General features: G+C 29.4%; 23 protein-coding genes and 1 pseudogene. 18 read left to right on the forward strand and 6 right to left on the reverse strand.

Annotated elements, in window-relative coordinates; all coding sequences use genetic code 11:
* Nucleotides 1–5: 5 nt before the first annotated feature.
* On the reverse strand, nt 6–3,032 hold the full coding sequence (locus G9Q29_RS05325; RefSeq protein ID WP_166134069.1) for a SusC/RagA family TonB-linked outer membrane protein: 3,027 nt from the start codon (nt 3,030–3,032) through the stop codon (nt 6–8).
* A 611-nt stretch (nt 3,033–3,643) separates the two neighbouring features.
* Between G9Q29_RS05325 and G9Q29_RS05330 the strand changes: the two genes are divergently transcribed.
* The 5 genes and pseudogenes from G9Q29_RS05330 (at nt 3,644) to G9Q29_RS05345 (ending at nt 6,233) form a co-directional block, all read left to right on the forward strand.
* Nucleotides 3,644–3,880 carry a helix-turn-helix domain-containing protein gene (locus G9Q29_RS05330; RefSeq protein WP_166134071.1) on the forward strand — a complete coding sequence of 79 codons (237 nt, stop codon included), beginning with the start codon at nt 3,644–3,646 and terminating at the stop codon, nt 3,878–3,880.
* A 389-nt stretch (nt 3,881–4,269) separates the two neighbouring features.
* Nucleotides 4,270–4,671 carry a hypothetical protein gene (locus G9Q29_RS05335; protein WP_166134073.1) on the forward strand — a complete coding sequence of 134 codons (402 nt, stop codon included), beginning with the start codon at nt 4,270–4,272 and terminating at the stop codon, nt 4,669–4,671.
* Between the two features lie 133 nt (nt 4,672–4,804).
* On the forward strand, nt 4,805–4,969 hold the full coding sequence (locus G9Q29_RS05340; protein WP_205729834.1) for a hypothetical protein: 165 nt from the start codon (nt 4,805–4,807) through the stop codon (nt 4,967–4,969).
* A 514-nt stretch (nt 4,970–5,483) separates the two neighbouring features.
* A pseudogene (locus G9Q29_RS14965) lies at nt 5,484–5,615 on the forward strand (FRG domain-containing protein); the annotation flags it as partial.
* A gap of 30 nt (nt 5,616–5,645) precedes the next feature.
* Nucleotides 5,646–6,233 carry a hypothetical protein gene (locus tag G9Q29_RS05345; RefSeq protein WP_262887515.1) on the forward strand — a complete coding sequence of 196 codons (588 nt, stop codon included), beginning with the start codon at nt 5,646–5,648 and terminating at the stop codon, nt 6,231–6,233.
* 97 nt (nt 6,234–6,330) lie between these two features.
* Here G9Q29_RS05345 and G9Q29_RS05350 read toward each other — a convergent pair whose 3' ends face one another.
* Entirely contained in the window at nt 6,331–6,855 is a 525-nt protein-coding gene (locus G9Q29_RS05350; protein ID WP_166134075.1) for an ImmA/IrrE family metallo-endopeptidase, read from the reverse strand.
* 2 nt (nt 6,856–6,857) lie between these two features.
* Nucleotides 6,858–7,196, reverse strand: coding sequence for a helix-turn-helix transcriptional regulator (locus G9Q29_RS05355; RefSeq protein ID WP_166134077.1), 339 nt, complete (start codon nt 7,194–7,196; stop codon nt 6,858–6,860).
* A gap of 155 nt (nt 7,197–7,351) precedes the next feature.
* On the opposite strand from G9Q29_RS05355, the gene G9Q29_RS05360 reads away from it, so the two are divergent.
* The 9 genes from G9Q29_RS05360 (at nt 7,352) to G9Q29_RS05400 (ending at nt 14,872) form a co-directional block, all read left to right on the forward strand.
* The gene (locus G9Q29_RS05360; protein ID WP_166134079.1) at nt 7,352–7,666 is read left to right on the forward strand and encodes a DUF3892 domain-containing protein; all 315 of its coding nucleotides are present in this window, start codon (nt 7,352–7,354) and stop codon (nt 7,664–7,666) included.
* Nucleotides 7,667–7,669: 3 nt separating this feature from the next.
* Nucleotides 7,670–8,650, forward strand: a complete 981-nt coding sequence (locus G9Q29_RS05365; RefSeq protein ID WP_166134081.1) for a nucleotidyltransferase — start codon at nt 7,670–7,672, stop codon at nt 8,648–8,650.
* Nucleotides 8,651–8,653: 3 nt separating this feature from the next.
* Entirely contained in the window at nt 8,654–10,315 is a 1,662-nt protein-coding gene (locus G9Q29_RS05370) for a ThiF family adenylyltransferase (RefSeq protein WP_166134083.1), read from the forward strand.
* Nucleotides 10,312–10,776, forward strand: coding sequence for a Mov34/MPN/PAD-1 family protein (locus G9Q29_RS05375; RefSeq protein WP_094152283.1), 465 nt, complete (start codon nt 10,312–10,314; stop codon nt 10,774–10,776). Before G9Q29_RS05370 ends, G9Q29_RS05375 begins: the two co-directional genes overlap by 4 nt.
* Nucleotides 10,769–11,521 (forward strand): NARF domain-containing protein, encoded by a 753-nt coding sequence (locus G9Q29_RS05380; protein WP_166134085.1) that lies wholly within the window; start codon nt 10,769–10,771, stop codon nt 11,519–11,521. The genes G9Q29_RS05375 and G9Q29_RS05380 overlap by 8 nt, the downstream gene beginning before the upstream one ends.
* Nucleotide 11,522: 1 nt before the next feature.
* Nucleotides 11,523–12,584, forward strand: coding sequence for a nucleotidyltransferase family protein (locus tag G9Q29_RS05385; RefSeq protein WP_166134087.1), 1,062 nt, complete (start codon nt 11,523–11,525; stop codon nt 12,582–12,584).
* A 760-nt stretch (nt 12,585–13,344) separates the two neighbouring features.
* Entirely contained in the window at nt 13,345–13,563 is a 219-nt protein-coding gene (locus G9Q29_RS05390) for a helix-turn-helix domain-containing protein (RefSeq protein ID WP_166134089.1), read from the forward strand.
* A complete protein-coding gene (locus tag G9Q29_RS05395; RefSeq protein WP_166134091.1) occupies nt 13,560–13,886 on the forward strand; it encodes a HipA N-terminal domain-containing protein in 327 nt (108 codons plus the stop codon). Before G9Q29_RS05390 ends, G9Q29_RS05395 begins: the two co-directional genes overlap by 4 nt.
* Nucleotides 13,886–14,872, forward strand: coding sequence for a type II toxin-antitoxin system HipA family toxin (locus G9Q29_RS05400; RefSeq protein ID WP_166134093.1), 987 nt, complete (start codon nt 13,886–13,888; stop codon nt 14,870–14,872). The genes G9Q29_RS05395 and G9Q29_RS05400 overlap by 1 nt, the downstream gene beginning before the upstream one ends.
* 102 nt (nt 14,873–14,974) lie before the next feature.
* Here G9Q29_RS05400 and G9Q29_RS05405 read toward each other — a convergent pair whose 3' ends face one another.
* Both G9Q29_RS05405 and G9Q29_RS05410 read right to left on the reverse strand, forming a co-directional pair.
* Nucleotides 14,975–15,151, reverse strand: a complete 177-nt coding sequence (locus G9Q29_RS05405; protein ID WP_166134095.1) for a histone H1 — start codon at nt 15,149–15,151, stop codon at nt 14,975–14,977.
* Between the two features lie 125 nt (nt 15,152–15,276).
* Complete coding sequence (locus G9Q29_RS05410) at nt 15,277–16,974, reverse strand: AraC family transcriptional regulator (RefSeq protein ID WP_166134097.1); 1,698 nt, start codon at nt 16,972–16,974, stop codon at nt 15,277–15,279.
* 349 nt (nt 16,975–17,323) lie between these two features.
* On the opposite strand from G9Q29_RS05410, the gene G9Q29_RS05415 reads away from it, so the two are divergent.
* The 4 genes from G9Q29_RS05415 (at nt 17,324) to G9Q29_RS05430 (ending at nt 21,030) form a co-directional block, all read left to right on the forward strand.
* Entirely contained in the window at nt 17,324–18,058 is a 735-nt protein-coding gene (locus G9Q29_RS05415; RefSeq protein ID WP_166134099.1) for a hypothetical protein, read from the forward strand.
* 301 nt (nt 18,059–18,359) lie between these two features.
* On the forward strand, nt 18,360–19,220 hold the full coding sequence (locus tag G9Q29_RS05420; RefSeq protein WP_166134101.1) for a helix-turn-helix domain-containing protein: 861 nt from the start codon (nt 18,360–18,362) through the stop codon (nt 19,218–19,220).
* Between the two features lie 41 nt (nt 19,221–19,261).
* Nucleotides 19,262–20,467, forward strand: a complete 1,206-nt coding sequence (locus G9Q29_RS05425; protein WP_166134103.1) for a hypothetical protein — start codon at nt 19,262–19,264, stop codon at nt 20,465–20,467.
* Nucleotides 20,468–20,499: 32 nt separating this feature from the next.
* Nucleotides 20,500–21,030: a hypothetical protein gene (locus tag G9Q29_RS05430; RefSeq protein ID WP_166134105.1), complete on the forward strand. Its 531-nt coding sequence runs from the start codon at nt 20,500–20,502 to the stop codon at nt 21,028–21,030.
* 28 nt (nt 21,031–21,058) lie between these two features.
* Here the strand turns inward: G9Q29_RS05430 and G9Q29_RS05435 are convergent, their stop codons facing one another.
* Nucleotides 21,059–22,177, reverse strand: a complete 1,119-nt coding sequence (locus tag G9Q29_RS05435) for a PepSY-associated TM helix domain-containing protein (RefSeq protein WP_166134107.1) — start codon at nt 22,175–22,177, stop codon at nt 21,059–21,061.
* Nucleotides 22,178–22,185: the final 8 nt, after the last annotated feature.

A 22,185-nucleotide genomic window follows, 5' to 3' on the forward strand; every position in this document is an offset into this window, starting at 1 on the left:
AGAGATTAAAAAGTAAGCTGAAGTCCAGTTGTAAAAACCTTTAGTGGTGGAAGACTGGTATTAAATCTGGACTCAGGATCTGCTCCAGAATACGAAGTAATTGTCAAAAGATTTTGTCCCTGAAATACCAGTCGGCATTGCACTCCTTTAAGCCATTGTTGCGGAATAGTGTAGGTTAGCGAAACGTTTTTAAGTCGAATATAAGAAGCATCTTCAATAATCGCATCACTTGCATAGTATTTGAAAAAGGCATCCACTGCTGCGCTGTTAACACCAGTTGTGTATTGCTGGTAAGTGGCGTTGTCGCCCGGATTTTGCCAGCTGTCAGTAAGGATTGTTGGTTGATTGGTTAGCGTTCCTGGAATTCCTGTTCCGTAAGATCCACTATAATTCAACTGCTTGACAAATTGAAATAAAAAGTCCAAATTCCAGTTTTTGTAAGTAATAGAATTTTGAAATCCCCCAAAATATTTTGGATTTAGATCGCGTATGGATTGCCTGTCTTCAGCCGCTGTAATGGAACCGTCTGCGTTATAATCTTCAAATTGATAAAGACCAGTTTCCTGATTTAATCCTGTGTAATGGTATACTTTTCTTATATTGAGTGGCTGACCAATTACATATTGGTTTTCAAAGGTCGAACCTTTAAGATTTGGAAAGGCGAGTAGTTTATTACGTGATACAGTCAAGTTAAAATTGCTTGTCCAATTAAAAGATGCTTTTTGAATGTTGACTGTTCGCAAAGTAAATTCTAAACCGCTGTTTTGAACTGTGGCATCTAAATTTGCTTGTATTGAATTAAATCCTGTTGTAGCTGGTAATGGAATTCCAACCAATTGGTTTGAAGAACGATTCCTGTACCAACCAGCAGTTATAAAAATTCGGTCTTTAAGAAGTCCTGTTTCTAGAGCGAACTCCAATTTTTTATTGGTTTCCCAGCCAAAATCAGCGTTAAATAAGCGAGTAGGTTCTAAGCCGATAATGCCACCATAATTATTTCCAGACGATCCGTAGGTATCTATAAATTGGTAATCTCCAATTTGGTCGTTTCCAGAAGTACCGTAGCTAGCTCGTAATTTCCCGAAACTTATAAAGCTGAGTTTCTCTTTTATAAATTGCTCATTTGAAAATACCCAAGCGCTTCCAATTGCTCCAAAGGTTGCAAACTGCCTGCCAGGACCAAACCGACTGGAGCCATCTCTTCGTCCTGTGAGATTTATAATGTAACGATCATTCCACGAAAAATTTACTCTTCCAAAGAAGGCTTGGTATTTATAAATTGTTTCATTGTCAATCAGATCAAATACATTAAACGCTGATGAAAGAGAATAGATTAAGCTATTGCTGGTAAATCCGCTTGCTTCTTGAACCAGTTGGTTTGATGTCTGTTGTTGCAAGGTACTACCAATTAATACTTCGGTTTTAGCTTTGTTAAATTTTCTGGACCACGATAATTGAGGTTCAATAATCCACGATTTTCTTGAAGTGGTGTTAACGTATATAGACGAAAATTCACTGCCTACTTGAAAAGCAGGATCAAAGATTGTTGAAGGTTGTGTTCGGCTATCTTCGAAGCGTGTATCGGTAAAACCAAAACTTGTTTTAGCAACTAAATTTGGTAATACATTATAAGATAGTAAACCATTGGCTAAAAGATCATTTGATGTCGAAATGTATTTGCCTTCAAAATTAGCGAGTGGATTGTTAAAAGTACTATTTTCCCAGTTTAAATTGCCCTCTGCGTCATATAATGAAGGTGCATTTGGTGCTAACAATATGGATTGTTGCGTTATATCAATTCCAGGCTGGTTGTTTTCTTGTGCAGTATATCCCATTGAAAAATTGATCCGAAATTTTTTGTCTTCGGATACGTGATTGATATTGGCAAGAAGATTTCCTTTTTTATAATTGAAGTCACCAGGAAAAACAGTTGTTTCTTTATGAAAATTACCATTGATTAAGAATTGTGTTTGTGATGAACCTCCCGATAATGAAGTTTGAATATCGTTGAACTCTGCTGTTCCTCCAATTAATTCTTTTTGCCAATTGGTAAACCGATTTTGATCCCACGTTCCGTTTACGTCATAATCAGTTGGTCCAAATGGAATACCATCATTGATAAATGCTTCTCTGCGCATCTGTAAATATTGTTGTGTATTCATCAAATCCATGAATCGGGTGACTTTGCCCAATCCGCCTGACACGTTTGCAGTAAATTTTGTTTTTCCTTCTTTCCCTTTTTTAGTAGTGATTAATACCACACCATTAGATCCTCTCGAACCGTATATGGCAGTTGCATCAGCATCTTTAAGCACCTCAATACTTTCAATATCGGCTGGATTTATGCTATTTAATGGACTGGTTTGTCCCGGAATAACAATCCCTGTTAAATCAGAACCTACAGCATCCGAAGAATAGGGCACGCCATCAATAATGTAAAGCGGTCTATTACCATCAGCACGCAAACTGTTTTGTCCTCTAATTTGAATATCAAAACCACCACCAGCTACACCAGTATTTTGCGTGATATTAACACCTGCCATTCTGCCTTGCATCGCGGCAAGTACATTGGTTACCGGTTGTTTACCTATATCTTTTGAGGTGATTTTTGAGATACTTCCTGTGCGTTCGCTTTCTTTTACAGAGTAGTAACCTGCATTGATTTTTACTTCCTGTAAGTTGGTCGCATCTTCTACCATTTTAACATTAATAACTGTTTTACTATCGATTGGAATAGTAATCGTTTTGAAACCGATGTAGGTAAATATAAGTGTATCGGTAGGTGAAACAGAAATGGAGAATGTGCCATCAAAATCTGATAATACTGTTTTTTGTTGTCCTTTAACCGTAATGCTGACGCCGGAAAGTGGACCAATAGCATCAGTTATGGTACCGCTAACTTTGAATTGTTGTTGAGAATATGAAAACGCTAAGGTATTCCTTGCTAAGGCTGGTGTACAGAAGAGGTAAAATCCGAAAATAAACGGATAGCAAAGTACCGCCAATCCTTTATTAAATGAAAATTTTTTCATAATATTGAATAAGGTTAAATTAAAACGAAAGTTTTTTTAATTCTGGCTCTCTACACTTGTCGCAAACAGTAGGTAGAGGGCTTTTTTGTTTAAATCTCAACCGATAATAATGATGAGACTAAGATTTTTTGAGTTCTTTAATAGCCTGCAACTGTTCACGAACTAATAAACTAACTAACTCAAAAAATTAAATAAGACAGCGCAGGCATTAAGTGTAGTAATCTTTTTTTTATTTCATTTGCACAATTTTTATTGATTAAACAATAGGTACTTGCGAGAATGATCAATAACAAATTGCGCTAAGAATTGAAGATGAGAGATTTTTAATAACCTCTATAAAAAGAGGCGTGGGTACTCAGCTTACTGCACTAGAGGTACTGGTATACCTGGAAACAATAAGTGAGCCCACGCCATAGGACGTGAGCATCTTACTTATCATCTCGTTTCTATTAAATTACCAGTTTTCTAGTGCGAGATTCAAAGCGAATGCTTCAATATTGTATTTGAAGAATCGCAAATTTAATTAATTCGGTGCTAATATAATAAAATATTTTAAAATACAGGATTATAGTCCTTAGTTTTTTAATCTTTTTTGAAGTCATTTTGTGACTATGCACGAATCACTTACTGACATAGAGAAATACTTAATAAAAAAAGTAAAAGAATTGAGGGAAAAGAAAGGTCTTAGCCAAGTTTCTCTTTCTCTAGCTTTGGGAAAAAGTACAACTTTTATATCTGATATTGAAGCTCCATCCAAAAAAGCAAAGTACAATGTCAAACATTTGAATGATATTTCAAGAATATTGGAATGTTCTCCTAAAGACTTTTGGCCAGAACAACCGCTATAAATAGTTAATTCAAAGATGCTTAGGCATTTTTTTTATTTAAACAATTTATTAACTCGAAATTAAAGCTTTTCATTTCAAAACTATTTTCCATTTAATATTTTTATATTTATTAAAAGTTTTATTATAAATTAGGGAATGGTTTGAGATAGTTGGGATTGTTATAGTTTGGTTTATTGGGTTTTACCTGTGAGGAAAGTTTTATGAATGGATGATTATAATAGATATGGAAGTAGGTGGAGGAAAAAATAGGGAAAGGAGCTAGAGGCACTTTTTTTTGTTTTTAAAAGGTTAAATTCTGAGAATAGATGCCATATATAATTTAATTAATGAGCTAATAGTTTTTATCTAAAAGAAAGATCAAATTAACAAAGTTTATAAAAGCCTTAGTTATGAATAGAATGCAAACGCATGAAGATATTTATGAAAAAGTATCTTCTTTTTTTAATATTAAATTCAAGGCACAATTAAAAGATAGTCCTATCGAATTTGAAAATTTTTTACTCGTAAAAAATTTAATTACTGAAAACGAAAATTATGTAATTTGTTTGCTCAATAGAAAAGAAGTTTTAAAGTTTAAAGATCGAGATGAATTAATAATTAAATTCATAGATTATATTGATTTTAGAATTAGTGAATTTCAAGATAAGTTTGAAGAGTTAAATAATTTTGAAATTTCACGTAGTGGTATTATATATGATGAAAATGAAGTGTTTATCCTTCATGAAAACATTGGACATGGATTGTATAAATTAAATCAAATAAAAGAAAAGTTTATAAAGATGAAGTTATAATTTAATCAGTACACGCGTATATCATAAAAGTAACTTTTGATTTATATTAAACAGATAAAGAAAATTTTGTAATTAAAGGCAAGCAGAAAGGTATTTCATATACTGGATCAAAGAAATTAAAGAATCTAAAAAGATGATAGAACAAGATTTGTCGTTGTTATTTGGTGAGAATATTACTTTTATATCTCAAATAGAAGCGCCATCAAAAAAAGCCAAGTACAATATAATTCACTTAAATTTAATCTCTAAAGCTTTGAATTGCTCTCCAAAAGATTTTTTACCGGAACAACCTTTATAAAAATAGTTAGTTCAAATATGTTTAGGTATCTTTTTTTGTTTTATTTGTATTTAAGTCTGGCAGTAGTTTTATATTACTTTTTTATAATGAGTCAATATATCACTAAAAGTCGATATTGCTATTAAAATATAAAATGCTGTAATTTGTTAGGTAATATTTAAAGTTCAAGAATTGCTAAAACTTTAAAAAATGCACTATTTATTAATTTTATAAATTAGTTCTAAGCTAGTTTACCAAAGTGAAGAAGAAATCAACAGATATTTAATAACAAAATATGAAATTACCAGAATATTCTACACTTGAAGAAAAGTCGAAAAACTTTAAGATAATAAATGTTGATACAATTAAGGAAGTTGTAGAATTATTAAAGTTACACGCCAAATCACAAGGAATATATAGGGGAATAAATTCTTCTACTTAGAAAATATACACATCATTACAAAGAGAAAATATTTTAAATAATACTCAAAATTTCAGTATTGAAAAATATATTGCATTAGTTAGAAATGAACCAATTCTTAAAAAATATTTTGAAAGTTTTAAAATAGTACCATCAAAACTCTCTGTTTGGAGTTATTTACAACATTATGGTGCCCCAACACCATTTTTAGATTTTACATTTGACATTAAAAAAGCTTTATATTTTGCAACCGAAAAATTTGAAATTCAGAATTTCGTGAGAATTAATGATTTCAAGGATCGTTTTAGTTTATTTTTTATTAATGATACAGAACTCGATCTAGTTGGAATAGACAAAGTTTTTTCTGGTTTCAAAAATTACAAAAAACATGCAACAGAAGTATTTAATTCTTATCCCGCAGAATCTGACTTTGATTATAATTCTTTGATTGAACACTATGATAAAATGTTTGAATTAAATGTATTAGAAGTTTTTTTAATCAAACATAATGAAGATTTTTTGGATATTTACAATGCATATAATAATATTCGAATTGTAGCTCAAGATGGTCTTTTTATCAATAATACTAATGATTTGAATCCTCTGGAAATTTCTTTAAAAAGTTTTTTTATTGAAGCAACTCAATTTCAACATTCTCCTTGGGATGAAATTGACACTCCCCAATCCAGAAAAATAAATAAAGAATATTTATCAACACTTGAAAATAATAGAAAATTTCAAAATAGACTTAAAGAAAATATAATAACGAGTTTTGAAATAAAAAAGGAATTAATTCCTGAAATAAAAAAAATTATCAATATTAATAAAAATGACATCTACCCAAACCAAGTAGAACTAGTTTGAGATTTATTCAAGAAAAGTCAATTTTAAATAAAACTAGTTGTAACAACCAAATTAATATAGATGTAATGTATAAAAATAATCTTTTCGCTTTATGCTTTTAATACATTCCTAAAAAAGAATAACCTAAATTATTCAACCTATAATTCATTGCTTGAGTACTAACTTTAAAAACATCAGAAAGATGTATTATTGGATCTATACCTGAAGGAATATTTTTAATTTCTTCTTCAATAAACATTTTGGGCATAAGTAAAGCTGCTGCAAAAGAATTGGCCTCTTTTTCTTTTAAAAGTTCTCCAGTTGTAGAGTCAGAATTTCTATAAAGAATTTTTTCGTTTTTATTAATAAACAATGGAGTGTCTTTGTGTAAAACAAAATGTCCTAATTCGTGTGCAATAGTAAACTTTTGTCTTTGTGGAGCTTCTTTTTCGTTATATCGAATGTATGGTTTTTGTTCTTTTATGACAAATAGTCCTGAAATTGAACTGTCAAGTGTGGCAGGTTTTACATCAACACCCAAATATTCAGCTATTTTAAAGACATCTATTTTATTTGGAGTGTTAATTTTTAATTCTGATAAAATATTAAATGTTTGCTCTTCTATTTTTTTATAAAGTATCATAACTATATACTATTTAATATATTTTCAAGGCTTTCTTTTTGAGATAAATCTAGATTTTGCGTGTCTAAAATTTTAGACAATTCTGGATTATTAGAGTTTAAGTTTGATTGAATTTCTTCGTTTGAAGGGATTAAATCATAAATCCCAATTTTAAAAAATAAGGATAGCTCATAAAGTAAAAATAATGGAATTTGGTGCCTTCCTAATTCAATATTAGAAATAGAAGCTCTAGATAAGTTTAAGTGTAATGAAAGGTCTTCTTGACTTAAACTTCTTTCTGTTCTTAAGGATTTAATTCTGTTACCAATCATATAGTAGAGAATACCTTTAAAGTCTCTCATAATGTATAGATTTTAAAATATGGTGCAAAAGTACGTTATGTTTATCATAATAGCAAATAAAATGCCAAATTGACAGATATATAAATGTTTTATCAGTTTGGCACAATGATTGCAATATGTGTCAGAATTATAAACATATAAATTATTAAAATATTATGGCTAAATCAGCAGATTATTTAATTTCAGGTGTATGGAAGGATTCAGAAGAAAGGATTACCCACGTAATGTTACATCCAATGACTAATGAAAACTCTTGGAAAATGGGAGAAAAAACAAGTGATTTAGAAGCTATTAATTTATTAAAACAACACAAAAACATAAAAACAGTTGTTTGGGAATATCCAAATTGGGATATTAAGGTAAATGTAACATATGTTTTGCGAAACGGAAAAGAATATTTAAGAAGTGACCCAAATGCTTCAACAAAAGACAATTTAGATAATTTAATATCAATGAAAGCAATTAAATAAAATATGGACAAGAATTTACATTTAGATTCGGTAATTAAAACGCATCAAATTACCAAAGTGGAACAGCTTTTAACGAAGCATAAAGAAAAGAACAAAGAGGTTAAAGAGGCTTTGGAAGAAAAGTATGGTGATAGTATTTATTCTCCATTTAATTCGGGTTCATACGCAAAAAATACGGCTATGAATACCAAGTTTGATTTTGATATGGTTTCGCCATTCAAAAGAAATGCTTTTGGTTCCAAAGGAACACTAAAGGAAATGTTCGAGGATGTTTATGATTTTCTCTATGAAAAATATAACGATGTTGCTACGGTTAGAAAGCAAAAAGTTTCCGTTGGAATTGAGTTTCATAGTGATGATGATGGAGATATTGTGAAAATTGATGTGGTTCCTGGGCGAGAATTAAATCAAGACCAATATAGTGATGATGAAAATTTGAATTTGTATGTGTATTATAAGTATGGTAATTATGACGCTGGAAGTGAAAGAATTAAAACCAATGTTCAAGCACAAATTAAAAACATCAAAGATAGAGCAACCACAGAAAAAGAGTCGATTAGGAAAATTATTCGTCTTTTGAAAGTTTGGAAAAACACCAAATATAATTACCCGACTAAATCGTTCTTTTTAGAATTGATTACAATTAAAGCTTTTGATAATAAAGCAATTACTGGTAATTTATGGAGTAAATTAGAAACTGTATTGGAATATATTCGTGATGAAGTAACAAAGGACGGTTTTACACTTAAAGATCCTGGAAATAGCTCCAATGATTTAATTGATTCACTAACTGAATCCGAAAGAGAAACACTTTCGTATGATATGAAAAATATGCTTGAAAGAATTGAGGATAATGATGAAAATATCAAAACATACTTTCCTGAAAACGCAAAATTTGTTGAAGAAGAGAAAGCTGATAATAAGTATGAAAATAAAGGAAATGGATTCTATTCTGCTCCACCAAAAAATGAAAGATTCGGTTAATTGATGGATGCAAGACTAAATAAAATACAACAAATCATTTCTGAACTAAATGGAGTTTCAATTGAAATCCCATTTAGTTCAGATTTTGATTCTACTATTGTTGGAAAAATAAAGGTCTCAATAGTTGATAGCGACGAAACTTTAATTTTTGATGTTAAGATTTTTCCTGAATATCCATTAAAGAAATTTGATACAGAATCAATAACTTTTTTTAATACTGATTTTTTAGAATATGGACACGTAATGGGCAATGGCTCTATTTGTATTCATACTTCCCATAATATTGATTTAAGGAAAAAAATTGAAATAGACATTAATTCATTGAAAAGATGGATTGTAAAATATTATTTGAATAAAGAAAATGATAGTCATTATGAACATATAATTCTCCAACCAAAAGAATTTAATAACATTCATTTTTCTTATTTGTTTACCGAAGTTGATTATTCTTTCAATAAAAATCAATTTGGCTTTTTTGAATATTCAAAAATAATTGATGGTTTGTATTTTGACAAAACAATTTCTAATCATATTATTCAAAATTTCAAAGACCCTTTCAGCAGAACAATCACAGAATGTAAATGGAGTAATCACATTAAGCAATTAGCAAATAGAAATATTGGGTTATACGTGTTTTTGGATACCCCACCCACAACAAAGAAAAAATTTATAATAAGTAATTGGGAAGATTTGGAAGGTCTCGTAACACAAGATCTTTTTAAGTTTTTAGACAATGTTCAAAAAAGAAATCAAAAAATAAAAGGGAATCCAATTCCTTTACTAATTGGTTATAAGATTTTTGAATTAGAAATACATTGGCAAGTAGCAATTCTAGAAGTTGGGAAATTCCCTATCGAATCTTGTAAAGAGAATCAAATCTGGAAAGGTAGATTCATTGACAAAGATATTATTTGGAGTTTTACAAGAAATTGCTCTTACGATTATTTTTTTGGAAGAGGCAAATTGGCAGATAAGATTACCAAAAGTAAAATTTTAATAATTGGAATTGGAGCTATAGGAAGTATTGTCGCGACAACTTTGACAAGATGTGGCTGTACCAGTATTGATATTATTGATTTTGATATAAAAGAACCAGAAAATGTTTGTAGGTCGGAATATTCTTTTCTTACTGGATTGTGTAATAAGGTCGATGAATTATCAAATGAATTGTTTAGAATTTCTCCATTTGTAGAAATTGGTATTATAGATTGTCGTTTATTTCATCATTACTCAAAGGTGTTAAATAAATCAAATGATGCCAAAAACATATTGCAACAAAGTTTAGATTGCTATGATTTAATTATTGACTGTTCAACTGATAATGATTTATTATATATTTTAAACCAACTTGATTTAAAACGCTTGATAACTATGTCAATCACAAACAATGCAAAAGATTTAGTTTGTTCAGTTGAACCGAAAAGTTATGATTGGGTTATGAATCAATTTGAAAATATTTTAGAAAATGATTTGGAAGATATTCATAATCCAACTGGATGCTGGAGCCCAACTTTCAAAGCTTCCTATAATGATATTAACACACTCGTACAATTTGCAATCAAGCATCTAAACTTAAAACTTTCAGATGAAAGTAAAGTATTAAGAAACTTTGTTCTGAAAACTAAAGATGAAAACGGATTTAACATTAAACTAAACGAATTTTGATATATAAAAATAAGGAAATAGGATTGATAATTAATATTGAGGATGTTCTGCTTTCAAATATTATTGATATTGGTGTACAGCATAATCCAAATGAGTTTGGAGGTTTTTTAATAGGTTATTATACCAGTGACCAAACTCAATTAAATATTACAGATACAATTCTTCCAAATAAATATAAAGCAACACCATATTTGTTTGAGAGAGATACTGTAGGAATAGATGATAAATTGAAAAACTATTATAATGAAAATCCCCAAAAGTATTATGTAGGCGAATGGCATACACATCCTAATAATTTACCAATACCTAGTAATACTGATATTAAAGCCATTAATGCAATAACAAACCATAAAGAAGTTTCAATAAAAAATCCTGTGATGTTAATTATAGGTTATAACAAAACCAAGATCGAACTTGGTTTTTATGTTCAATTTAAAAATAAATTATATAGATATGAGTAAACTTAAATTATTTGCAATTATATTTTCTTTGATGATTCAAAGTAATATATTATCTGCCGAAAACACACCTGATAAAACAGTAGAATTAGAAAAAAGAATTAGTTATTTAGAAGACTATAAGAGTAATATTGAAAATGTTTCTATAATTGAATTTCAAAAAGCTAAAGAGGAATTAAATAAAGAAATCGTAGATGATTATGACAATGTGAAAAATATATTTAGTCTGATATTATTATTTGGAATTCCAACAACACTATATGGAATATATATGATGTTCTGGGGGATAAAGAAAAAAGTCGAAAAATTAATTGATGATAAAATTGAAACAATAGTTGAGCAAAAACGAGAAGAAATTATTAAATTAGTGAGTAATCAAGAATTTGAAAATAGTCTTAAAAACACAAAAAAGATTCTTGTTATAAGTCCAAGTGAGGATGCTCAAATAGATATTAAAAGCACGATGTCTAAATTTAAATTTAAACATTTAATTTTTAGAATAAATAATACTACTAATGTAATTCCAGAACACGATTTAATAATTTTCAACAATATTGATGGGGAGTTTTCTCAAGCTGAAATTGATAAAATAATGGCGGAAGAGAGTGATGAGGATGTTTGTTTTGTTGCTTACACTACAAAAAATCTTGATAGAAATTCCAGATTAAATTTTGCTAATTCAAAATTCACATTATATCATAGTATATTGACTACATTAAGTTTTGTTGAATCAATAAAAGAAGATTAATATGAATAAAGCTTTAAAATATGCAACTAATGGAGTATTAATATTTGGTATTGGAAATGCTACAATTAATATTTTCCAACAATTAAATAATCCCAATTCTAATCAAAAATTTGATTGGTTAAAATTTTTCAAAGCATTTGGAAATGGTGCTGTTGTAGGTGGAACAGGTGGATTTGCGATAGGTTTAATTAGGGATAATAAGATGTCAAAAATTATTGCATCGGTTGGGAATGTTCCAAAATATTTGAATAAAACCTTGAATTATTATAAAGATGACAATACATTATTACTTGAAAAAGCGGAACAAATTCAAACTAAATTAGATTCTAAATTTAAAAAAGAGCTAGCTAATTATCCTAATTTAAACGGTTCGATTACAAAAGACACTTCAATTTATGGTTCAGACATAGATATACAAATACCATTTAAAAGAAACTCTGGCTCTATTGAGAATGTTTATAATTCAGTTTCTGATTTTATATTTGACGAATTTGAAGATGCAAAATTAGTTGGAATTAGAAAGCAAAAACATTCAATAGGATTGGAATTTAATATTGAAAATGAAATAAAAAGAATCGACGTTGTTCCTTTAAGGGAAGTCGATAATAATTCAGGAGACACTTATTTATATGTAAACAATACTGGCTTTTTTGAAAGGCCAACGTACAAGAAAACCAATTATTTGAAGCAATCAAAGACATTGCAATTTTCTGCTAAAGAGAAAAAAATTATTCGCTTATTAAAAGTCTGGAAACTTGAGAATAACTTAAAATTGAAGTCAATTCACATAGAGTTTTTAGTGAAAAAAGCTTTTGAGAAAAAGCAAATTTCTTATGGAATAGAGAAATGTTTACTAGAAACAATTAGCTTTTTTGCTGAAAATATAATGTTTATTAAAATCATTGATCCTGCTAATAGAAATAACATTATATCTAATTCGTTGACTAATAAAGAAAAAGAAAGTATAAGTGAATTTTGCTATAAAATGATTGAAAATATAGCTAAAGATAAAAGAAATATTATTGACTATTTTCCGTCAATAGAGGAAGAGGCTTTGATATGATAACTAATTTATTTAGTAGTGTTTCAATTTATCTAATTTAGCGAAAAGTAAATGAAAAACATATCGAGAGTAAAATTGTTTATTTTTTACCCGTGTTTATTTTATAAAGGTAAATTTCGCCCTTGTTTAATTACCTTAACTTATTTACTAAAGTAAAATTGAAAAAAAAACTTAATTGGTTTAAGATACAAATATTTGTTTATTGTTATGGATTTCATGAGTTTATAAAAAAATGTATTTTTATTTATTATGTCTGATTGAAACTCACTTATAAGTGACAAAACATGATTTTTGACTCAGAAAGTTAAGCCTTGGTATTAAAATAGTTTTATTGCCAAAACTTAATTTTAATAGTGTTAAGCAATAACCTACTAATTCAAATAGTTCTTTAATTCCAAAATTTAAAGTGTGTAATTCGCGAATTGAACACTATACTATTTGGTTTTTACAATTTAAGTTCAATTCTTGTTTGGCTTGACATTACGGCTCTTAATTCTGGAATATATAATGTTTAATTCTGGAATCAAGCATGATGCTATTTGCTTTTTACTAAAAAGATATTATGCTTATTTTTAATTAGTAAATAATGTGTATTTTAATTTTTTTATAATTGAACTGCAAATCGATAGTGCGTTATAAAGCACTATTTACTAAAATTTAGCATCAAACTTAATAAATTACATCAATTAGTGCTTTTTAATGCTCTTTTTATTGTAATTAATGATTTTATACCTATATTTGTATAAAAAAGAGCCGTATAATGCACTTCGATGAATTGATAAAAACAATAAAAGACCGTAGAGAGTCACTCCAAGTCACACAGGATACCTTGGCAGAATTGTCTAATGTTGGATTACGAACATTAAAACAATTTGAAAGCGGAAAAGGTAATCCTACGCTCAAAACATTACAAAAATTAGCTGATGTTTTGGGAATGGAAGTGTGTTTGCAAGTGAAAAATAACACAACTAACAAATGAGAAATGCTGTAATTCTTTTTAAAGATCAAGAGGCTGGTTTGCTAACCCAGCATGATGATGCGTCGTTCTCTTTTCGCTATTACGTTTCTTGGATTACAGATAGCAGTAAGCAAGCCATAAGTCTTACTTTGCCGAAAAGCGAGCAAGAATTTTATTCAAAATTTTTGTTTCCATTTTTTTATAATATGTTACCAGAAGGATCAAATAAACTAACAGTATGCAAATACAATAGGATCGATTTGGATGATTATTTTGGACTACTTATGATTACTGCAAAGGAGGATAGTATAGGCGCTGTTAGAGTTATTAAAATAGAAAAATAATGAATTTACCAGAAATAAAATATTGTCCAGGAACTTTAGTAGAAGGATTTGATACGTATAGCAGGACTTGTTTAAATAGGGTTTTTGATGGTAAAAAAGTGCGTCATTTTTTGCCTTATGATTCCCCAGCGTCAAATGAAGAAACAGATACGCTTTTTGAAGAAAATCGAAAACGGATGTCCATTTCAGGCGTACAGGAAAAATTTTCTGTATTGCTTGAAAAAAATAAACTGCGACTTATTAATGAAGGTGAACGAGGTTCTTACATTTTGAAGCCAATTCCTGGTGCAGGTAAAAAACCAAATCAAATGCCAGCCAACGAGCATTTGACCATGCAAATTGCGAGACAGGTTTATGGAATAGAAACAGCAGAAAATGCATTGATTTTTTTTAAGAACGGAGCACCCGCATATATCACCAAACGTTTTGATGTTAACGAAGATGGCACGAAAATGGGTCAAGAAGACTTTGCTTCTTTGGCTGGCAGAACGCCTCAAACCTTTGGAGAACATTACAAGTACTTAGGGAATTACCTAGAGTTATTTGAATTGATGCAAAAGTATCTGCCGGTTTATAAATTAGAAGCACCAAAGTTGTTGAAAATTCTATTATTCAATTACTTATTTTCTAATGGAGATGCTCATTTTAAAAATTTCTCATTGCTTGAAACTGCTCAGGGTGACTATAGGTTGAGTCCTGCTTATGATTTATTGAATAGCCGTATTCATATTGAAGATAAAGACTTCGCATTGGAAGATGGATTATTGCCTAAAAACTTAGGACAAGGAAAAATCAGCAAACAATTTTCAGTACTTTCTGATTTAGCTGGGATTAGTGAAAAGAACTTTAAAGAAATTTTGAATTTGATGCTATCAAAATCTGAAATGGTTGAAAAATTGATAAACGCTTCTTATTTAGATGACACTACCAAAAGGAACTATTTGCAATCCTACCAAGGACGTTTGAAGCAATTGATGAAAGAGTAGAATGATTTACAGAACAAATTTAAATTTATTCTTGAAATAAAGAGTTAGATAAAAAACAAACCTCAATTAAAATGAATTAGTTGAGGTTTGTAGTTTAAAAAATTATTTTTTTGCTTCCGCTACAGAAACTTTTCTAAATTCTTTCAGAAGTTTTTCTAGCTCTAATGTTGATTTACGAGCTCTTGCACCAGCTGCTTTAACTCCTTTTTCAGTTAACGATTCCGCTTCTGTTTTGAACGTTTCGATTTCTGCATTTATTTTTGCAATTAAATCTTTCATAAAAGTGTTTTTAAAATTAATTCTGTAAAAGTATAGTTTTACACCAGATAGCGGATGTAATTGCTATGAATTTTTAATAATTTAGTTTTCGCCATCCTATACAATTAATCTAATCCTACTATAATTTATTCTGTTTTTAAGTTTTCTATTTGCGTTTGTTCTTTTTTGAGTTGGTCAATAAAGTACGAGGTAGGCATTCCAGTTTTAGAAAAGAAAGCAGTAGCAAAGCGTTGTGTGCTGCTAAAACCTGCTTCTTCTGCTAAGGCTTTGTTAGTATAATTTCTCATTCTTTTATCCTCTTTCAATGATGAAGTAATGTAATCAATTTTTAGGTCATTAATATAATCTACAAATTTCTTTCCTCTGTAATGAAAAATTATTTTTGATAAGTATTTTGCGTTAGAACCAAAGGCAACCGTTAGCTTGACTGCTGTTAAATCTTTTTCCAGAAATTTTTTATCTTTTTCAAATTTCTCTAATTGTTTTAAAATAGAGGCTACTGTACTTTCATTAATATCTTCAATGCCTCTAGTACTTATCTTGGTTTCAGTTTTAGTATTTTCTTCACTCTTACTCATTAATTCCTCAAATTTTTGCCTGTATAAATTCTTATTGCGGATATGAAAATATGTAATGAAAAGTAGTGATATAAACAATATGGCTATTACGCTGATAAGAATGAAATCATTGTATTTTCTATTATTTAAGGAGTTTTCGATTCTGGTCTTATCCAACAGTAATTTTTTAGTATCATATTCTTTATAAATTTTCTTAGAGAGGTACTTGTACTTAGTATTTATAATACTGTCTGCTTTTAATAATTTACCAATATAGAAAAGCTGGATTTTTAAATCTTTTTTTGATTTATAATAATTGATTAATATTTCATAGTTTTCGCGAAGATCGGGACGAATGTAATTTTTGTTTTCAAAAATTTCATCTACTTTTTTAAAATAGGATAATGCAATTTCAATTTTTTTTAAACCCAGATAACTTTTGCCGATATAGAAATAGCCAACCGATTCATTTGCAAAATCTTTATTTTTGATTACGTTCGGCAATGCGTCGCTTATTTTTTGAATTGCTAACGTATAATTACTTTTAAAATATTGATTAATTCCTTCCGAATGAATAAAGTAATTTTTCATTTCATCATTCTTCAATCTTTTTCCTTCCGAAATACCTTTTTCATTAGTTTCTGTACATAAGCCATAGTTGCCAGTTTTATTGTAGCATAAACCTAGGGAATGAAGTGAATTTAAATAGGCTCTATCATTATTTTGTTTAAAGAAAGTGATACATTCGTTAAACAAAGAGATTGCCTCATCATAAAACCCTAGGTAGTATTTTATGCTTGCAATGTTGTATTTTACTTTATAGATTAAGTATTTGTCATTGGTTTTTGAAATAAAATTATTTGCTATCAAATAATTGTCCAACGCATAATTGTGTTTTTTTTGAGCATAATATTCAATTCCTTTTGAAAGATATGCCGAACCAATTAATGCATTATCTTTTGACCTTTGGGCACTGTAAATCATACTGTCAGCATAAACCAGTCTTAAATTTTCAGGAGCATAGTAGATGTAGTTTTTGTATCCATTTACAATTTCTTCTGCATTTTTTTCTGCTTTGGCCTTGTATAAAAACGAATTCAGATATAAAGCTTGTTTTTTCTCATCTTGCTGCGAGGATTCTATCTGTTCAAACAAATAATCAAAATCTTTATTCTGGAGCGAATCAGGGATCTGAAATTTTATTTCTTGTGCATAAGTAAATTTTACTATGCAAAGAGTTACTATTAAAAGTTTCTTTTTAATCATAGGTTTCAAAAAAGGTGGGGCGATAGTTAAAGTAGACAAGTATTTTTGAACTAAAAATACTCTTCAAAAATTATAACGATACAAATTATTGAAAATTGTAATAAAGATTACAAAACCTACAAATTTTGGTGAATTTTATGCTGAAAATCACCTATGGATTTCCAGAAAATCAATACTTCATATCTTGGAAATCCATACATGATGGTTTGCAACACAAAAATTTGACTTATAGTTTTGTCATGAATTCAAAAGCAAAAATGTTTAGCATCGTGCGAAACTAAAATTCTGCTTATCCGGGTGAAATGAATTGGCTATGAAAGTAGCCGGTCACATTTAACACATTTTAATCATGAAATCTATTTCATTTTCATTAATTATTTTAGTATTACTAACTTTTTCGTGCACCTCTGATACAGTAAATTCCGAAGAAACTATTACAAGAGGAACTGCCGCAAAAAAAATAAAAAAAGCTGAAAGTCTTGAAGAAATTTTGACCGCAGAAAATCCGGCAAATATTTATGATTTTGCTGGCAAATTACATAATGATATACTTGAGGTCTATCTGAATGAAAATTATCAGTACAATACAATACCGCTTATTAGTCAACAAATATGTGCCATTGTAAATGCAAATACAGAATTCTCATTTTTAAATTTGGATAATCAACCAGCATGTCTTGAGAAGTGCCAAGATATTGTGAATTATCCTCAAATGAAATTTGATGAGTCTATTGCAAATTCCTCATTATCAAATCTAGCAAAAGTCAGTTTTTCTGATTTTATGGAATCATTACTCTTTCTGGAAGGTGTCCAATATGAAACGGTTCATCAATTTATTGTTTCCTATGAATCAGGAGTTATGGCTGATGCACAATTTAGTGAGGAGGATAAGAGAATTATTTTGACCACTGCCTCAATCACTAGATATTCTCTTTATTATGAGGGTAGAAGGAAAGATAAAGATTGGGAATCATCGGTAGGTAATAGAGCAGGAGCTTTCATTGGTGCAGTTGATAATTTAGATAGTGCTGTTGGAAGATCGCTTGTTATAGGAATCATGGCAAATCTTCCAGCTACTAATTAATTATGCGTCAATTCCAATTATTTGAAAAGGAAATAATCCACTTTTTTTATCTGGTCTTAATCCTTTTCAACTTAGTTAGTCTTTATTTCATCACAGATTTATTACTCTGTGATGAAATAGTGGGCTACCTCATAAATGGTGAAATAAAAATTGCTGACCCACATAATTTAGCATGGTTGTTTCTTATTAATGGTGCTTCAAATTTATTTTTTATTTCAGTTTCATTAATGTTTAGATTTCTTTCTAAAACAAATTTGTAAAAATTCAAATTATGATCAACAGACTTTAAATAAGAAATGTTTTGGTTAATAAAAAAGCAAAATTAAATCACTCTGGTTTGCAAGTGTTCATTTTTGAAAGCTATACCTCTAAGAATGCTTTAAAAGAGATCATTATTGCACAGTATTATTCTATATTGATAATTCATTCGGGTTATTTATGGATGCAAATTAACAACCGAGAAATATATCTGTCAGTATGTGAACTTATTTCAATTCCTAAAAAGACAACTTGTGAAATTTTGAATATGAGCGATCAATTACAAATTAGTCAGATATCATTTACATCAGATTTTGCATTTAAAAACAGTATAAAATGGCCTCACATTGGCTATTTTGAATTTTTCATTCTACAAACTGCAAATAAAATCGCTCTTAATACTAATGAGGTCTTAGTGCTAATTTACCTATTTAAATATCTAAATAGAAAGCTACATACCTCTGACAAATATGTTTTTAAAGATGAATTAATATTATATAGTTTTAATCTTTTACTTTATGAATTAGCGCGTTTCTATTCTCGATCATCTTGGTATAAAGAGGTTAAGTATTCAAGAAATGAAAGATTAGTAATTCAATTTTTTAAACTGCTAGATGTAAATTGCAGAAAGCAGCATAGTGTAAAGTTTTATGCAGATGCATTGTTTGTCACTGCAGGTCATCTCAATAAAATTGTTAAAGAAGTTGTTGAGAAAAGTCCAAAGCAACTTATAGAAACAGCTATAGTTATGGAGGCAAAAATTATGCTTCAAAATAGTAATCTAACCATTTTATATATTTCAGAAGAATTGCAATTTAGCACTACTTCTTTTTTCAGTAATTTTTTTAAAAGACATACCTCTTTGTCTCCCTCAGAATACCGTTCACGATTTAATTTTCATTAACTATTTTGAAACAAAAATTTATTAATAAAAAGTATAAAATCATGACTCAAACCTATCTTTTAGCATGGCTGGATTCGGTGGTGACTTTAACGCTTGATCCTAAAAAAAATAATCTTAATCAGATTACAACATTACAATCAAAAGTAATAATTGAAAAAGCAAATCAAGAAGCACAAGTGATTCAGTCACAATTAACAGCTAAGGTGTTCTCTTATAAAAAGGAAAGACAAATAAAGGTTTTGATTCAAAATTATCATTCTGCTTTAATAATTCTTTTGGACAATCTTACAATTACAAACGAACTAGCTGGTGAAGAGAATGAAGCTGTAAAAGGAGTCATAAGTATACTTATTTCCTGTTTAGATGAGTTAATCTTGTTTATTGAAAACAGATTTGGTAAATATTTAAGCTTGGATTCCAGAATAACAGTTGCCTATCACACTCTATCAAAAAATAAAATGCGACAAAAATTAGACAAATTAAAAAGTAGTTTTATTGCAAATATATACGATGAAGAGTTGATAGGTATCGTTTTTACTAATCTGTATTCTTTTGTCAATCCTAGAAAGAATAAAGCAGTGACTTTGCGACAAATACTTTATAAAAAAGAATTGATCAAGGAATTGGAAGCTTTGACACTAAGTGTCAAATTGGAAAAACTTCATTCCGGTTTAGAGCAGCTGCTAATTTATATGAATTTTAATGATAGGCATTTTATTAATTATTTTACTCAGTCAATAATTAATAAAATTAACTCTCTAGAAAGTACTGCCGATAAAATGGAAACTCTTCTTTTGCATTATAAAGAGTTCAATCAGATCCAGATAAAGGCGAATGCGAGCTTAAATCCTCAATTTCACAACTTAAAAAAAATAGTTAGCGGTTGGTTTAAGCAGGAAATTATTTATCTTAAGAAAAAGCAGCAACTTTTGGCTGTTCCAAATTATGATATTGATAAAAATAAGCTTCAAAGTGTAGTGATTGATAAGGTACGAGATAAAGTGTTATGTAAACTATCCACAGACCAGACTGCTCTCATTTTACGAGCTTCAAATGAATTAAAAATTCTTATTTCAAAATCAATGAATCAGGTTTTTAAAACAATAGTTCCTTTTTTGTCAACACCTAACAAGAATGATCTGTCTTTTGACTCAATGCGAAGCAAAGCATATGTTGCAGAAGAGCGCGACAAAGAAATTGCTATTGATGCTCTTGAAAGAATGATTAAAAGAATAAAAGAGTATTAATTGAATAATAATAAATCTAAACTTTAAAAAACATGGAAAAGCTATTTTACCCGATAATCGTTATAAGTATATTAATTAATAGTTGCACCAATCCAACTTTAAATAAAAAACTGGCAACAGAAATTATTACAATGAAATACAAATACCCCAAAGTTTTGGACTACGATATGTATTGCAGTGATCCAAAATATGCACAAAAAGTCCTAAATGCTGGATTAGAAAAAAAGGGGTTTGTATTGGTGCAAAGAACTCAAAAATTGAAAGATCTTGGAAAACCGCTAATACAATTCACCAATGCAGCAAAACCTTACCTTTTAATAACAACTCAGGAAGATGAAAAGTATCATATTCAAAAAGTAAAAATAGCTGATGAAACTTTTGATGAGATTGAGACAATCATATTTGAAAATAATAGTAAACAGGCTAGGGTGAATTACAGTACAAAAATCAAAAGTACTGTTTTTGCTTCTTTATTAAAAAGTAACTTATCAAAAAAACACTATACCGTCTATTTTGTGTTAACGGAAGCTGGATGGCGAATTGCGGATAAATCAGATATATAATGATTGATTCATAAAAACAGAAAAAAAATTAATTTTTATTTACAATCAACTTACTCTTTTTCCTTCTTCCATACCAAATCATGAAACCTGTAACAGGCAAAGCTGCAGCAATTAAACTTACTGTGAAAGCTAAAATCTTTCCTGGCAAATTCAAAATTTGTCCTGTATGAATGCCGTAATCCATTTCAACAATTTTTAATCCTAGTGATTTTGATTCAAATGAATGTTCTTTTAAAAGCACTCCGGTATTAGGATGAAAATAATAATTGTTTTGATGATCAAATCGCAAAGAATACGGATATGCACCGGTAGTTATTGGCTCCTTTTTATCGTCTGGTGTGGTTATAAAATACATTTCTGATGTAGGGTTTTTCAAAAAAGTTGTTTTCATGGCCTTATCGATAGCTACACTAGTTTCAGACTTATAAAATGTTGTATCGACAACTGGTTTCTTTTGTTCTAGTTCACGATTTCCACCTAGATTTGCTGTATAATAAATTCCGTCACCTACCCAATCATAAGTAAAAACTAATCCCGTTATCGCCAATACTAATCCCGCTGTAGCAATGTAAAATCCCGACACATTGTGCCAATCATAATTTACTCGTCGCCATTTTGCAGACCATTTTACTTTCAATCTGTTTTTTAAATCTTTTTTCTTTTTTGGCCACCATTGAATAATTCCTGAGATCAATAAAATAACGAATAGTATTGTCGCACCGCCTATAATGTGCTTACCAATGTAATCCGGCAAAAGCAAATACAAATGGATGTATTCTACAATTATAAAAAAGTCTTCTGCAGGATTTTCGGTTTGAAGATATTTTCCATTATAAGGATTGAAATAAACATAAAAATTCCCTTCTTTATTATGGGTGTAAACAACCGCCGATCGATTTTTACCGTGATAAGCAACCATTCCTGATTTGCTATTAGGTATAATTTTGCTAGCCTTTTCTTGTAAAACCGAAGGCAATAGAAAAGCTTTGTTTTCTTGAGTTACAAATCGCCATTCTTTTCGAGTTATGTCTTTTATCTCGTCGTGAAAACAAAAAATACAACCTGTAATACTTATAATAAACACAATTAGCCCCGAAATTAATCCAAGCCATTTGTGTAAAAAACGCATTTTTTTTCTAACATCCATAACCTTGC

This window comes from Flavobacterium turcicum (assembly GCF_011365745.1).
GTDB lineage: Bacteria > Bacteroidota > Bacteroidia > Flavobacteriales > Flavobacteriaceae > Flavobacterium > Flavobacterium turcicum.

Bases quoted from the DNA above. Each gene is read 5' to 3' on its own strand.
- G9Q29_RS05435 (WP_166134107.1), bottom strand. From the start codon at position 22,177: ATGGATGTTAGAAAAAAAATGCGTTTTTTACACAAATGGCTTGGATTA.
- G9Q29_RS05370 (WP_166134083.1), top strand. From the start codon at position 8,654: ATGGATGCAAGACTAAATAAAATACAACAAATCATTTCTGAACTAAAT.
- G9Q29_RS05340 (WP_205729834.1), top strand. From the start codon at position 4,805: ATGATAGAACAAGATTTGTCGTTGTTATTTGGTGAGAATATTACTTTT.
- G9Q29_RS05425 (WP_166134103.1), top strand. From the start codon at position 19,262: ATGACTCAAACCTATCTTTTAGCATGGCTGGATTCGGTGGTGACTTTA.
- G9Q29_RS05350 (WP_166134075.1), bottom strand. From the start codon at position 6,855: ATGATACTTTATAAAAAAATAGAAGAGCAAACATTTAATATTTTATCA.
- G9Q29_RS05360 (WP_166134079.1), top strand. From the start codon at position 7,352: ATGGCTAAATCAGCAGATTATTTAATTTCAGGTGTATGGAAGGATTCA.
- G9Q29_RS05410 (WP_166134097.1), bottom strand. From the start codon at position 16,974: ATGATTAAAAAGAAACTTTTAATAGTAACTCTTTGCATAGTAAAATTT.
- G9Q29_RS05390 (WP_166134089.1), top strand. From the start codon at position 13,345: ATGCACTTCGATGAATTGATAAAAACAATAAAAGACCGTAGAGAGTCA.
- G9Q29_RS05385 (WP_166134087.1), top strand. From the start codon at position 11,523: ATGAATAAAGCTTTAAAATATGCAACTAATGGAGTATTAATATTTGGT.
- G9Q29_RS05430 (WP_166134105.1), top strand. From the start codon at position 20,500: ATGGAAAAGCTATTTTACCCGATAATCGTTATAAGTATATTAATTAAT.
- G9Q29_RS05405 (WP_166134095.1), bottom strand. From the start codon at position 15,151: ATGAAAGATTTAATTGCAAAAATAAATGCAGAAATCGAAACGTTCAAA.
- G9Q29_RS05355 (WP_166134077.1), bottom strand. From the start codon at position 7,196: ATGAGAGACTTTAAAGGTATTCTCTACTATATGATTGGTAACAGAATT.
- G9Q29_RS05395 (WP_166134091.1), top strand. From the start codon at position 13,560: ATGAGAAATGCTGTAATTCTTTTTAAAGATCAAGAGGCTGGTTTGCTA.
- G9Q29_RS05415 (WP_166134099.1), top strand. From the start codon at position 17,324: ATGAAATCTATTTCATTTTCATTAATTATTTTAGTATTACTAACTTTT.
- G9Q29_RS05335 (WP_166134073.1), top strand. From the start codon at position 4,270: ATGAATAGAATGCAAACGCATGAAGATATTTATGAAAAAGTATCTTCT.
- G9Q29_RS05325 (WP_166134069.1), bottom strand. From the start codon at position 3,032: ATGAAAAAATTTTCATTTAATAAAGGATTGGCGGTACTTTGCTATCCG.
- G9Q29_RS05400 (WP_166134093.1), top strand. From the start codon at position 13,886: ATGAATTTACCAGAAATAAAATATTGTCCAGGAACTTTAGTAGAAGGA.
- G9Q29_RS05380 (WP_166134085.1), top strand. From the start codon at position 10,769: ATGAGTAAACTTAAATTATTTGCAATTATATTTTCTTTGATGATTCAA.
- G9Q29_RS05330 (WP_166134071.1), top strand. From the start codon at position 3,644: ATGCACGAATCACTTACTGACATAGAGAAATACTTAATAAAAAAAGTA.
- G9Q29_RS05365 (WP_166134081.1), top strand. From the start codon at position 7,670: ATGGACAAGAATTTACATTTAGATTCGGTAATTAAAACGCATCAAATT.